This is a genomic window from Sporobacter termitidis DSM 10068 (assembly GCF_900130065.1).
In the GTDB taxonomy this organism is placed as follows: Bacteria; Bacillota; Clostridia; order Oscillospirales; family Oscillospiraceae; genus Sporobacter; species Sporobacter termitidis.
The window spans coordinates 37,001-50,976 of sequence record NZ_FQXV01000013.1; the positions used below are offsets into that span (position 1 = coordinate 37,001).

The window sequence follows — 13,976 nt, forward strand, 5'->3', positions numbered from 1 at the left end:
TCGACGCAGGTGACAGCTTATTATAAGAAAAGGGTTATGTGCGGGGACCTTCTCTTAAACCCATAAAACCTCAACATGGGCGCACGGCCTTAACAAAGCTGCCCATACGGTTTTGCCCTGTACCTGAAACGCTCCCGGCAACAGGTTATAAAATAAAAAATGCTCCCGAAAAGGGAGCAATTACCGTTTATACCAGTTGATATTGGTATAAATATCAGATTTTGTAAAGCCAACCTCTTTGAAAACATATACATATTATGTTCCCAAGATTTAATTGGTATTACATGACGCACAGCAATTTGTTCCTTCTCAATTTTGGAAGGCACCGCCGTTTCCGGCGATACCCCGTAAACCCCAAGGAGTTTAGGCCCGACCTCCATAGTTTCCCGTAGGCGGCGCGGGCTTGGAACTATTCAGTTTTCGGCAAAATCCTAAATTCCCCTTTGATACAAACTACCGGTTTCCTATACCAATGCAGACCTTTCTACATAGGTCAAATACTTCGAGATTTTGCATTTAATACGGTTTAGTATCGTTTTGATTTCGAGATAGATATAGTTTGGTATCGTTTGGATATCATATTTCATCTTTATTACAGTTTATCATCATATTAACAATGTGTAAACATATTGTTAATAATTCTAAACAGGAATTATGGACGAATTTTCTTTCCTACGACTTTAAAAATGTCTAATTTTATCCATATAGCCACAATTTGTTGTTGTGAATTCCCGCTTATATGAAGCCCGACGAAGCCGGATTAGCGAAAGCCCAGAGACGTATCCGAGCTTAGAGGAAGAGGTCGCAATCCTAAAGAAAGCCGTGGCATACTTCGCAAAGAACAGCAAGTAGATATGAATTTGTCTGTCAATCCGACATATATGACCAGCCGGCAAAAATAAAAACAAAGTGCAATTCGTATGAATTACACTTTGTTTCACTGTCTAATAACGATAATATTGATACAATTTCACGTTGTTCCTGTCAATCGCGCGCGGGTGCATTTTCGTTTTTTGTGTGTGCAAATTCAAAAGAAGGTGTGCACTTTTTCACGAAGCCCATCCCTTGTCAAGAACATACCTATTCACACAAAATGAACTGCTTAAATTTCATGTGTGGGCCTTAAAATGCTCCCATCTTCAGCTTCCAGTTTTCCCTCAATGTACCTGTCAAAATTGGCAACACTTAAGAAAGTAACAATCTTATCTTCATCTTGAAATTCAATCTCCAATGGTTTAGATGAAATAAACAAATAATGAGCCTTTACGTCGTCTGTTGCTCTGATAAAAGACCTCATCTTGTCTGGTTCTGATTCTACCAGATCATATCTTGCTCTGCAATGCTCATAATAGCGACCGTCTTTAAATATCTTGTTGTAATCACCAATAGCTAGATTCGGTGTGGGGGAGTCGGAAAAGTATTTAGATTCTATGAGGAATAACTCATCGCCCGAATAACAAACAATATCATAATCTTCATTATCTTGAAATCTGTCTTTTTTCTTACCAAAAATCCGATGATATTTAACGTTCTTATCTTGAAATTTCGCATCAGGGTAGTGCTGCTCAAGTTTTTCATAGAGAAGATCAACTAGCTGATCACCGAGTTCTTCCTCTCGTTTTCCAAAGCCGTCAATTACAGCATCACCATGCCCCACCTCTATACCAGTATAGGGCTTACCCCCGTTTTACGGCATAGCTTGCCCACATATTCTTTGCTTTGGACAGTGCAGCCATCGAAATATAAGCCATACCATTATCCAGCAATACAATCGGACGGATATCCAGCCTATATTGATTGCATCCTACCCTAAATATGTAGGGTTCTTTTTCTGAAATATATTGCAGCAGCTTTGCTTTTGTAATAGAGAAATGTTCTATCAATCTGTCCGGATTGATACCACGAGTACATCGAGTAATATGCTTCTTCAAATCATCAACAGGCACAATAGTAGCTTTTCCACCCTGACAACCCTGTTCCAACACATTAAATGCCGCAATCACTTCTAAAAAGCCAATGCCATACATGCTCTGAAAGCCTTGCCCTATCGGTGTGGCATTTAATTTCGCGTAATAGGCTTTTTCGTCTTTTGGTGTCAGCGCATTTTGATTACCCGCGAGCATAATGCTCGTGTAAATCAGCGGATGATATACAATACCTTCAACCGGTACTTTATTATTCGAATTTACAGTAATTCCAGAACAGTATGTGTAGTTCTTTTTAGAATTTTTACTCAAGTTTAGAAGTGTATGATACTGTGACATAAGCCCATACAGATATGTTTTAATCAGCAAGTCGCTGTCAAACAGCTCATCCGCTGATTTCATATCTACGCCTTCACAATGCCCGCCATTCCCATCCTGGAATACGGCACAGTTTTCAATCATAATACTCAAGCCATCAAGCAGTGTCAGCGTGATATTACGATTGTTTTCCAATGTGGGTTCTGAAAAATCAGAATTAATATCGGCAAGCTCCGTTCTCGTTTTGTGGTCTTTGCAATAAAACGCATATGTGTCTTCATAGAGCACAAATAGCTTCCTCAGCATTAAGTCAGTATTTGTTGCCTTAATTTGTGTTATTAACTCATCCGCTAAACTGTCGAGTACGGCCTTCACAAACGAAATTGCATCTGGAATGTTCTCGATTTTCTGTTCTTCATTTCCTAAGTATTGTATGAAAACTGGAAGCTGATTTACACCAGCCTCAATCCAAAAATCGCGGGTTCCGAAAAACATATTACCGTCTGAATCTTTAGCTTGAAACAAACCGCAGTTTTTGAAGTGTCCAAGTTTGCCGTCCATCTCCAAATCACATATCATTTCACCGAAAGATTTACCATGCAAATCTTTTTCAGGAAAGTTCATTACTTACACCTCGCTTGATACAATTTCGCGTTTGCTCACGTCAATATAGCGCGGCTGCTTTTGATTTCAAAGGTGCATTTCAAATATGTTCGTTTCAGTATTTAAGCGTTTAAACGTCCATGGTGCATTTCAAATATGTTCGTTTCAGTATTTAAGCGTTTAAACGTCCATGAAAGCGCCGTACAGCAGCCACCTGATCCAGCCGCAATTCCCAAAAAGTGGCTTGCACGTACTTTTCTCGGCTCTCCCAAGTATTATCAAGCGGCGGGGATACGTTAAAGATCTTCTCCCATGATTTTACCTTTACGGCGATTTGCTTATCGGGAGGGAGGCTTTCAAACCAGCGATCTTCAATTTCCATTTCCCGATCATTTGAGCAATCGCCGTAATATCCGTCGTTCAAAACGATATGCCACATATCTTCATTACTGAGAAGTACCATGTTATCTGGTATTTCCAGTTCTAAGCAGACCTGATTGCCTCCATATGCACGAAACTCTGTACGGCGCAAATCGGGTTTCTGGTGCTTCCACTCAATCGTATGCCATGCCCAGAATGGGTACGTTGCACCTTCCGGGGGAGAACCAATGCGCGCCTTCATTTGTTGGGTAAGCCAGATGTAAGCTGGGCCAAATCCGCATTCGGTAATTAGTTCTGACTGGCTGGGGTCACAATATAGTACTTTTTTAATTTTGAGTTTTTCATATAATTCTTCAGGTTGTATCGACCATATACGCATTGTTTTACCTCAATAGGGCTTCGATGCCACCATCAGTAGCCATCATGCTTGAGTTTCTTGCTCTTAGCATCTTTCTCATGCTTACGTTTTCCGAAAAAATCATCCTCTTTGGCGACCATGGGGTCGTACCAGTCAGCTTTAGCCTTTGCCCATTCAATCCATTCTGTAGTTTCTGAACTTGGTGGTCCCGATGCTTCGACAACGGCGATATAGCGCCGTATATTGCAGGCGGTATCGTAATCTTTAGCAAGGTTCGTCAGAGCGAGCGTCCGGTCAACTTCTGCATTGTAGCGTTTTCGGCGTTCCTCTTTACGGCGTTCTTCCTCCTGACGCCTACGTTCCGCTTCTTCACGTGCTTCACGGGCCTTGCGTTCTGCTTCTTCACGTGCTATTCGGGCCATTTTGATTGCTTCAGCAGCTTCATATAATTCTATCATTATGTCGCCAAGGCGTTCTTCCAATATGTATGATTTACAATCGCGAAAGTTTCTTTGACCATTGACCGTCAGGCTGAGCTTACCGTTAAACACATGGTCGTACTTGCGTATTTGTGGCTTAGTTGCCCAGGAATATCTTTTCCGCTCCTCCTCATACTTCAAAAGCTGCATATTTTCCTCTTTTGTGGGGATATGCTTAACCTCGTCCTTTGATTCCGAAAAGTAAATTTGCACTATTTCTCCATTTACAACAAAGTCAAGACTGTTTGTCAATGAGCAATCCAGCGGTTCCGTTGCCTTTATCAGTGCATCGATAATATGGCATGCCCGAGGAAGTGCTTCATCCGATACGGTATCAGCCAAAAACGGTGCCGGTTCGGAATTCCGCCTATTCCATCCCCTATTATCGGTATTCTTCTGTTGTTTCTTCCAGTCTACGACGGCTTTTCGATGCGCGATAATTTTGGAATGCATACGCTCTTCATCATTCGGAAGCAAAATTTGAGAAGCGACTGTGAGGATAATAGAACGATCTTCCTCGCCTAAGAATTCAAGCGTTTCTTTCTTGGCTTCCGGCTGATAGGTCACGCCTGTCCGGATTCCGGACTTCTGCATAGCCTTATCGCTTTTGGGCAGAGGAATAACAGTAACCGGTTTTCCGGCGCGCAGTTTTGCCCAATAACCTGCAGGCGGCGTTGGAATCTCCAGCGCCTTGCAAACCTTATGTATGGCAACATCGGAAACCTTATACCGCTTTGCAACCTCGGTCACCGGCGCTTCCCATACCTCTTTATAAAGCGTTTCGCGGTTATATACATTATAGGTCTGACCATATTGCGTATATGTTTCTGGCTCATTAATTGTTGGGGTTACTGGAACTGAACTATTCTCTGGTGCCGGAGCGGCGATTATAATTGGGGGAGCAATCGTTTCTTTTGGTTCAGGCTTGTCCGGAGAGGTATGGTCTTGTTTATTCTCGGGTGGCTTACTTCCTGCTTTTGCGGCCTTCTTTGGCTTTGGTTTGTCCTTTATTTTCTTTATCCGCACACTTGGCGCTTCCTTGAAGATAGAAACGACCGCATCAGCCGGGTCCGTTAAATCAAGTTTTGTAACAGGCTTTCCAAAATTGAGCTTGGTCCAGTAGCCGCACGGAGGAATCGGTATAGCTGCTTCTTTTACCTGCTTCATGAGTTGAGAGTAAGGGATATTATATTTTTTCGCCATTCCCGCGACAGATATCTCCCAAATCTCGTCATATAACTGCTTTCGTGTCATTTCGAATACAGGTTTTTCTGGCATTGCGATTTCCTCCTTTCTGACCTCAATTATTGGTTCCTTTACGGGTACACTTATTTCCTCCGGTTCTGGCGGTGCCGTTTCGGGCACAACCAGTATGGGAGGTTCAGTATTTTTATCGTCAATTGGTTTCAAATCAAGTTCATTTACAGGAAGCTCTTGCTCAAGATTCTTCCCAAGGATAGCATCAAATTGTTTTATCCCTCCTATTCCTCTTTTTCGCTTAATAGAAAAACCAGGTCACGTTTCATTTCTTCGAACTGCGAGATGATTGTGTTCAGATTCTTTTCAATATTTTGGACTTGGACTTCATTTATTTTCCCATTGCTATAAGCGATAAGACGTTCCGCAATAATATTATAGCTCCAACTATCTGCATATCGGTCTTCGTTATGAAGGGCAAAGCCAATAGGCAACAAATCGTTTCTCATGCCAATGCTTACAGCCATTGGAGAAATGCCGAGATAGTCCCCAGCGATCTTGCAAGTAATTTTTTTCATATTTCTGATTTCTTCATCCGAATACTTGGCCATACGTTTCACCTCCTTGTTTCAAGTATTAATGGTGCAAGGAATAATTTAGATACTGGTGTTCAAATGAGGGTTAAAACATAAAACGGCGGTTATACCAAACGGCAGCCGTCGTTCACTAAAAGGTTTATTTTTGCTTTTCTATTTCAATAATAATAGTATTAATGCAGCTCTGAGTATCTTTACGTATTTGTTTCTCCCAAAACCTAAGCACAGTCCAACCTTTCTCAGCTAGGGCATTATTAACCTGCTGATCACGGTGTATGTTTTTTTCTATTTTAGGAATCCAGTAGTCTCGATTTGTATGTATTCGTTCCCTTGCATTTTCCCAGTCATGACCATGCCAAAATTCGCTGTCACAGAATATTGCAATATGATATTTAGTAATGGCTATATCCGGTTTTCCCGGTAATCCTGCAAAATTCTTTCGATAGCGTATCTTTTCCCCCCACAATGCTTTTCTGAGCAGCAGCTCTATGCTGGTATCTTTGCTCTTTATAGCAGTCATGCTCTTTTTCCGCTGCTCTTTAGTCAGGTTATCCATCAACATCTATCTCCAATTATTGCAAAAGCAATATAGTTGAATCAAGCTGATGCTTTATTTCTTTCCAATCTCCACCAAGATCAAGGGTTTTTACGCTGATTTTATTCCCTCCAATAATATAATCATTATTAGGAGTTATCTCTTCATCGGTCTTTGCATATAGCAGCAGGCCGCTAACATCCCCTGTTAACTGCCGGTCGTAATTTTTTACATAAGTAAATATTTGATACATGTTAGTTGAAATAAGAGTTGTGCTTCCATAGAGCAAATTTGTCTGTGTGGTGTGACTATAATACTTTGTATCTATAATAAGTGCTTTCGTTCCATTTGAAAGTATAATGTCTGACTTCATTCTCGGCAGAAAATCATCAATACCGTCATCAACATTCCAATTTATATATCCGGCATTGACTGAGAGTTCCGGGTGTTCTTTCCGATAATAATAGAGCACAAATTTCTCATAGAGACGATTCATCTGCTGATCATCCAAGTAATGGCGCAGCTTATACTGCCCGCCTTCTTCTGTCATTAATAACCCCTTAATTATTAAATAACAGATATTGATGAGCATTTTATAATGCTCATTGTTCTTATGAAAACGCCCTAAGTTCCAATTGATTTTCATCGGGTCAATGGTCGTTACTCTCGAAAAGAACAATAAGACTTTTTTTAGATTCTTTCGATTATCGGCTTTTATATCACCAAATTTGAGCAAAAGAACTACAGTGGATTTAAGAATTCGGTTCAACGCTGTATTCTCACCGAGTTCATCAAAATCACACACCAACTGCCTTGTTATCATGGTCTGCCGTTTTATTGAATCGGTAATATTAATTTTGCCGCGCAGGTTTTCCATGACTTCTGTATTTCTAATATAGTCGCGATGCAAACCGCGTTTAACCTGCTGGGCAATGCCATGATACAGTATAGCGGAAAGCATAGTATAGCGTATCATTGAATACGACACAGGAGAATTTATCTACCCAAATCACGAGCCGCTCGGACGAGTATGTATCCACATAAGTGTTTGAGTCAAATAAATACTGCATCCGCTCATCCACTATAACCTCATGCTTTTTACGGTTTTTCAGCGTGCGTTTTTCGTTTCTGCTGGCGTTGCGCAAAACAGTTTTGCAATAGCTGTCAAACATGGCAGTCAGACGTTCCGCTCTATCCGGGGGAGTGGGCATTGGGCTTCCCCCCCTTCATATGCGGTTTTTATTAATACCGGCCCATGTTTTGCCTCCTCACTATACTAGAACACATTACGATACCCCGAACCGGAAAGGTTTTTAGATTTTGGAAAATTATTTACAATCCTATTTGTGGGAACAAAAATGACGGTAGCTTTCGTGTAATTAAAAGCTGCCGTCATTTTTATAGGGAAGTTAAATACCGGCCTTTCCGTTTCATTAAAATCATTTTCAACGCCTCATCAGTCCGCCGGGCGCGGCAGAAGGGGCAGCATGATTTTCTTGGGGTAGAGATATTGTTGGGTCTATTGCACTAAAAACAGTCAGGCAGTCTGAAAATCTGGTTTCCGCAGAGGATCCCATGACAACACAAATATATGTTTGTCCATTTATGGCAGCTGCTGAAACAAGACAGGAACCTGCATCCCCGGTACTGCCGGTTTTAAGTCCGACAGCATTGGAATAATAATATTGGCTATCAGGGTTAAGCAAATTGTTTGTATTGTAATAAGTAACTTCCCGCCCGTTTCTCCATGTATCATATATCTTGTAGCTGCTCATAATTTCAGACAGCGCATCATTGCCTAAACACGCTTTTGCTATCTGCGCAAGGTCGAAAGCAGTTGTGTACTGCCCGTCCGCGTCATAGCCATCCGGGCTGATAAAATTGGAAGAAGTTGCTCCAACTCCCTTAGCTTTCAGATCCATCGCATCGATAAACACTTTAACAGCCTGCTGCACCCCAAGGCCATCTTTACCGGCTATCCTTTTTCCCGCATTCACAGCAAGCGTGTACGCAGCGTCATTTCCGGAAGGCAGCAGCATAGCAACTAAGAGTTGCTTGACTGTCAGCGTATCCCCATAATTAAGCCCTGCTCTGGAAGAATTAGAGGCAATCAGGTCTATCTCCGAACCAACTGTAATCGTATCGTCAAGGGAACAATAATCTAAGACTGTTAAAGCTGTAAGCATCTTGGCTGTGCTCGCTGGAGCGATATGTACATCGCTGTTTTTCTGAAAAAGAACAGAGTTGGTATCAACATCTAGTACATAGGCGTTTGTTGCTATAATATCTACCGAAATGTTATCAATGTCCTCTGTAAAGGCGGAATTTACATCTTCTTGTTGCGAATTAGTATTTGCCTCAGAAGTCTGCCCAGAAGATTGCTCATTGTCTTCTTTGTGGTTGAAGCCTGCATCTCCTTGCAGCGAATCAGGCTTCGTGGCCGTGTTGTCGTTCTGCGTATCGCCGCTATCGCCACAAGCGGCGAGGGTAATTGCGAGAAAAAGCGCTAAAGTGAATGCAATTAGCTTTTTCATTTTCACTACGGTAGTCCTCCTATATATGGCGTAAAACGGGAATTCGCGTTTGTCATGTTGCTATTATGGCAAACCAATCTGTATTCTCCCTGTAGCCAATCTGTAGTTTGTCTGTAGCGGCAGTAATAAAAAAAGACCGGCAGGAATAATCCTGTCGGTCAAAAGGATAAAGTATGTTTGCTAACATCAGAGGTGTGGACGATCCATGACAAAACGACTAATATCATTGAATATTCTTCCGTGTCGCCATCACAGCATGTATCATTACCTTAGTCAAGAGAGCATCTAAATATGTTTATTTATTCATTTGTGTCGGCAGTCATCAGAGAGATGCTCCGCAGGTTGAGCAGTCTGTTTTCTGGATCGTCATACTTAACCTCAACGCCGTTAGCCAGATCAAAGCAGACATCCAACATGTTTTTAGCGGCGATGACGTTGTCCTGATAGGTAGACGCTTTCATCTTGCCGCTCACTATGTTTTGCTGTGCCAGCACGTTGGTGCCGCCAGCACCCAATACGATTATATCCGGATAATTGTCGCCCAACGCCGTAATTGCCGCATTCGCCAAAGCGTCGTCCATACATGCAATTACGTTCATGTCGTTGATCAATCCGCTGGAAATCCAGTTCTCGACAATAGCCTGAGCTTCGGTGGCAGACCAGTTGTTCGCTACGCCGTCGGCGACAAATACTGCGGAGGCGCAAGTGTCGGATATGCCCGCCCGGCGACTCATCATCAGGGAATCGCTGTCCCCCGCGATATATCCGATTTTCACCGCTTTGATGGCTCCCTTATCAAGCAGACCCTGAAGATAGCTGCCGAGCACCCTGCCATGGTCAGCCTGGTCTATGGCAGTTCGAACATTGTAGTTCATTGCGTCGACTATAAACTCATCGATAATCAGCGGAATATTAGCGTTAACGACAGCGTCGCACGCAACGCCGATAGACTGTCCATCGACTGGGCGAATGATAATGACATCGCAGTTTTGAGAGATGAGGTTTTCGACATCTGTAATCTGTTGCTCGGCATCGCCTTCGGCGCTGGTGAAGATTAACTCCACCCCTTCCAGCGTCTCAGCGTATGTCTCGTAGCTGCCGCGCATGTTCATGTTGATCTCATCCGAAACCGGCATTGCGAACCCTATTTTTATCGCGCCGGTTGAGGCGGTGCCAGTTCCATTTGGCGCGGGGTCTGTTCCTTTTGACGCGCATCCGGCAATCGTCATAATTAACAAGGCACAGCAAATCACAGCAAATACTCGTTTCATCGTTGTTCATTCTCCTTTATTTTTGTTACTAAATTCTCTTGACTTGGGTACGATACATGACACGGGCGGCTTGCGCGATATTCCGTGCCGGACAGAAGTTTTCCCGCGCGAATCCCGATGACTTCATCGGCAATGGCGGTTACGTTTTCCGAATGGGTGACGATAATCACGCATTTGCCGTTCTCATGCGCCAAACGGGTAAAGATATTGAGCACCGCGCCCTCGGTTTCCGCGTCAAGGTTGCCCGTTGGTTCATCTGCGATAATCACGTCCGGGTTGTGAGATAAAGCCCGTGCAATGCCCACGCGCTGCTGTTCGCCGCCTGAAAGGCAGAGGATTTTACGGTCTGCGGTTTCACGGTCAACACCCATATTATCAAGCAAGGCATAAGCCGCTTCCTTTTTCGCTTGTCGGTCGGTAATCTCGCTTTCACTGATGCTCATGGAAAGGGTGATATTATAGACCGCCGTGAAGTTCGTGAGGAGATTATAACCTTGAAAAATCACGCCCACGCTTTTTGCGCGGTAATCATCTCGGTCAAGCTTCCGCAGGCTCTTTCCCTCATAGTAAACGTCACCCTCCGTACACACGTCCAAGCCGGAAATCAAGGACAGCAAAGTGGATTTCCCCGCGCCGGATTCCCCGATAATCGTATAGACCTTGCCGCTCTCAAAGGAAGCGGTGACACCCTTTAAGACATAATCCGCACTTCCCTCGTAGCGGTAATATACATCCGCGAGTTCTAAGCATTTCATATGCCGCCTCCTTAATTTTGTTCCATCAAGATTCTAATGGGTTCATATTTTGTAACCTGTCTGACCGAGATAATACCCGCGATGGAGGCCAATAATATTGCCACGCCAAAGATTTCTAACGCCGTAAGCGGGCTGACGGATATTTTGACTGATGTAAGCGGCTGCGCGGCTACGGCGTTCATAAGCTCCGCCGATTGCTGCCCTGCCAGCAATACATCCGATATAGGCTGTGAAAGCAAGAACCCCGCAATCATCCCGAATATATAGCAAACGCAGGTTATGGCGATAATTTCCACGCCAAGACCCATCGTCAGCTTTCTTTTTTTCATGCCCATCGCCCGCAAAATACCGATTTCATATTTGCGTTCACGGACGGCAATGACGGAAAGCAGAACCATAATCGCCGCGCCGAGCGCAAGCACAATCAGCAGGAACGTGAACGAGATGTCCTGCAAGCCCTCAAGCGGCGTGACCATCCGAGCGTAGGCGTCCCTATCAATATCGACTTTGTAACCGTCGGGCAGGCCTTTGCTCCGGACTTCCGCAGCGAAAGCCTCAAGCAGTTCCGGCGTTTTCAAATAGAATACTGCATCGACTGCCTCCGAGCTATCGTCCGGCTCACTCACCTCAAAATCCCGCAAATACTCCGACTGCGAGAACGCTAAAGCCTGTTCCATTGTAATACCCGGCAGATTGCTGGGCATAAGTTCGGGACTGATACTCACCTCGCTGCCGAAGCGGGCTTTATACTCGCTTATAAGAGTGACCGAGGTGTTGTGGATTGAAAGCGCAATCACGGTGGTTGCGATAACGGCAAAAATCATCGCACCTTGCAAGAAGTTTCGCCCCTTGTTCTTGCCCAGGTTCAGCAAGGCGTTTTCAATCACATAGAAATACTTTTTCATAGGCTCACCCCTCGTTGACCGGAACCGGGCGAAACACGCCCTCGTCCACGCTCCAAATCTCGTCCGCGATGGCGATCACTTCTTTGGAATGTGTGACAATAATCACGCATTTTCCTTCTTCGTGAGCAAGAGAAGCGAAAACTCCCAAAACTCTATTTGCCGTGTCTTCATCCAAGTTTCCGGTGGGTTCATCAGCGACAATCAGTTCCGGATTGTGCGCCAGCGCGCGGGCCATGCCGATACGCTGTTGCTCGCCGCCGGATAATTTGAGTATTTTACGATTCGCTTTTTCCGGAGAAATGCCCACCTTTTCCAACAACTCAAGCGCCCGAGCCTTTTTATTTATGCCTTTGACGCCGCTTATGTGCATGGATAACAGGATATTGTCAAGAGCGGTGGCGTTGGTGAGAAGATTAAAGCCTTGAAAGATAATTCCCGCTTTCCGGGCGCGGTAATGGTTACGGTTGATTTCAGCCAAACGCACTCCATCGTAGACGATATGCCCGGTGGTGGCAACGTCCAGCCCCGCGAGCAGATTCAGCAGAGTGGATTTGCCCGCGCCTGACTTGCCGATGATGGTGTAAACTTTTCCGGGTTCAAAGCTCATGCTGACATCCCTGATAACGAGTCTTTCGCTGCCTTCATACTTATAGGAAACATTTTGCAAAGTAAGTGTACTCATATCCCTGACCCTCCTAATTCCGTTCCCTGAGAATTTTCAGGGGTTCATATCTCGTTATCACCGCAATCCCAATTACTCCGGACAGACCTGCCAGTGCGAGAGCGATAAGGGTGATTTGGATAACGGTATGCGCATCAAGCGCAACCTGAATTTCGCTGACAGGTGTGTATCCGTTAAGTCCGTTTACAAACTCCGTTTTACCTGACATAACTAAAAATTGCAGATTTTCGGAATCGGCTTTTGTCTTTACGGCGGCAACCTCCACCTGACCGGAAAGGATACTGTCGGCTATTGGCTGTGAGGCGACGCCGCCTATTCCAAGCCCTATTATCAAGCACATCAGGCTGATTAAAACAGCCTCTGACAATATGCCAGCGGCTATTTGGGCTTTTTCCATGCCCATTGCCCGTAGGACGCCGACTTCGTACTTCCTCCCGCGGACAGCGATAAAGGCAAGCAAAACAAGGACTATCGCGCCGAGTATCAAGATAACAGCCATAAAGGTCGAGGTAATACCTGCCATGCTTTTCAGCGGACCTGTAATACCGTCGAGTTCCCTTTGGTTGATGGATACGCTGTAATCATCAGGCAACCCTTTTGCACGAACCTCTGCCTCAAATTTGGAAATGTCATCAGGGTTTTTCAAATAGTATTCAGCATTGATTTGTATTCCTTCGTCAGTTTCGAACCCCTTGGACATTACCGTTTCAAAACTTGTGATGATTTCGTTGCGCCGATTGAAAACGAAGAATTTTGCTTCTTCATACGCGGGGCCCGGATAAGCCGCTGTTTCATCAGAGTATATGCCAACTACAACAAGGCCAAAGTCTTTTACGGGTTCAAATACGCTCCGCGTGGAAATAGTATCGCCAACAGAAATGCCGTTCAGTTCAGCAAGGTCGGAGCTGATGATACATTCGTCCAGTCCGCTGTACATTTTGCCGCCGGGCAGAATCTTTTTGCCGCCATTCACGCTGAAATCCGTAAGCGTATCAGGATCGGAATTTCCAATCAGCACCATAGTTCCAGCTTTTCTTATTTCCCCGGTTCCGTCGTTGCTTTCCCATACACCTTGCGCCTTGCTATCGTCATCGACAGCGAATGTAGTCGCGCTATACAAATAGAGTTGTGCGCTCAAGATGCTTTTGCTCAAGTAGTCAGACTGCGCGTATGAGGAAAAATCGTCAATGCCAACCTCCGGCATTTCCATCTTCCCGGAGCTACCGTGTTCCTGCAAATCTATGGCGATATTCACCTTTGAGCCGACACGCAGTCGAGTGTCCTCAATGATTTTGGACGAGGCGTTGCCGATGGTCAGCGTGACCACTGTAGAGATGATGATTGCCAGCGTTACAGCAGCAATCAGGATGTTCCGCCCTTTGTTGCGGAGCAGATTCCTCATTGCGTTTATCAGAATATACATTCGGTTTCCTCCCA

General features: G+C 44.4%; 13 protein-coding genes and 1 riboswitch. All 13 genes read right to left on the bottom strand.

From position 1 onward, the window contains the following. Positions 1-286 precede the first annotated feature (286 nt). A riboswitch (molybdenum cofactor riboswitch) is annotated at positions 287-421 on the bottom strand. Positions 422-1,102: 681 nt separating this feature from the next. Then, positions 1,103-1,657, bottom strand: coding sequence for a hypothetical protein (locus BUB60_RS15710; protein ID WP_073081011.1), 555 nt, complete (start codon positions 1,655-1,657; stop codon positions 1,103-1,105). Between the two features lie 19 nt (positions 1,658-1,676). After that, the gene (locus tag BUB60_RS15715) at positions 1,677-2,867 is read right to left on the bottom strand and encodes a hypothetical protein (protein ID WP_073081013.1); all 1,191 of its coding nucleotides are present in this window, start codon (positions 2,865-2,867) and stop codon (positions 1,677-1,679) included. A 151-nt stretch (positions 2,868-3,018) separates the two neighbouring features. Next, a complete protein-coding gene (locus tag BUB60_RS15720; RefSeq protein ID WP_073081015.1) occupies positions 3,019-3,606 on the bottom strand; it encodes a DUF3841 domain-containing protein in 588 nt (195 codons plus the stop codon). A 32-nt stretch (positions 3,607-3,638) separates the two neighbouring features. Beyond that, positions 3,639-5,342 carry a hypothetical protein gene (locus BUB60_RS15725; protein ID WP_073081017.1) on the bottom strand — a complete coding sequence of 568 codons (1,704 nt, stop codon included), beginning with the start codon at positions 5,340-5,342 and terminating at the stop codon, positions 3,639-3,641. Positions 5,343-5,545: 203 nt separating this feature from the next. Beyond that, positions 5,546-5,872, bottom strand: coding sequence for a hypothetical protein (locus BUB60_RS15730; protein WP_073081019.1), 327 nt, complete (start codon positions 5,870-5,872; stop codon positions 5,546-5,548). 124 nt (positions 5,873-5,996) lie between these two features. Next, positions 5,997-6,413 (bottom strand): very short patch repair endonuclease, encoded by a 417-nt coding sequence (locus BUB60_RS15735; RefSeq protein ID WP_073081021.1) that lies wholly within the window; start codon positions 6,411-6,413, stop codon positions 5,997-5,999. A gap of 16 nt (positions 6,414-6,429) precedes the next feature. Continuing rightward, positions 6,430-7,368, bottom strand: coding sequence for a 5-methylcytosine restriction system specificity protein McrC (locus BUB60_RS15740; protein ID WP_084726546.1), 939 nt, complete (start codon positions 7,366-7,368; stop codon positions 6,430-6,432). A gap of 469 nt (positions 7,369-7,837) precedes the next feature. Continuing rightward, positions 7,838-8,926 (bottom strand): serine hydrolase, encoded by a 1,089-nt coding sequence (locus BUB60_RS15745; RefSeq protein WP_143162386.1) that lies wholly within the window; start codon positions 8,924-8,926, stop codon positions 7,838-7,840. Between the two features lie 299 nt (positions 8,927-9,225). Further along, positions 9,226-10,197, bottom strand: coding sequence for a sugar ABC transporter substrate-binding protein (locus tag BUB60_RS15750; RefSeq protein WP_073081027.1), 972 nt, complete (start codon positions 10,195-10,197; stop codon positions 9,226-9,228). Next, the gene (locus BUB60_RS15755; RefSeq protein ID WP_073081029.1) at positions 10,194-10,952 is read right to left on the bottom strand and encodes an ABC transporter ATP-binding protein; all 759 of its coding nucleotides are present in this window, start codon (positions 10,950-10,952) and stop codon (positions 10,194-10,196) included. The genes BUB60_RS15750 and BUB60_RS15755 overlap by 4 nt, the downstream gene beginning before the upstream one ends. 11 nt (positions 10,953-10,963) lie before the next feature. Beyond that, the gene (locus BUB60_RS15760; protein WP_073081031.1) at positions 10,964-11,857 is read right to left on the bottom strand and encodes an ABC transporter permease; all 894 of its coding nucleotides are present in this window, start codon (positions 11,855-11,857) and stop codon (positions 10,964-10,966) included. Positions 11,858-11,861: 4 nt separating this feature from the next. Beyond that, entirely contained in the window at positions 11,862-12,539 is a 678-nt protein-coding gene (locus BUB60_RS15765) for an ABC transporter ATP-binding protein (protein ID WP_073081033.1), read from the bottom strand. 13 nt (positions 12,540-12,552) lie between these two features. Continuing rightward, positions 12,553-13,962, bottom strand: a complete 1,410-nt coding sequence (locus BUB60_RS15770) for an ABC transporter permease (protein WP_073081035.1) — start codon at positions 13,960-13,962, stop codon at positions 12,553-12,555. Positions 13,963-13,976: the final 14 nt, after the last annotated feature.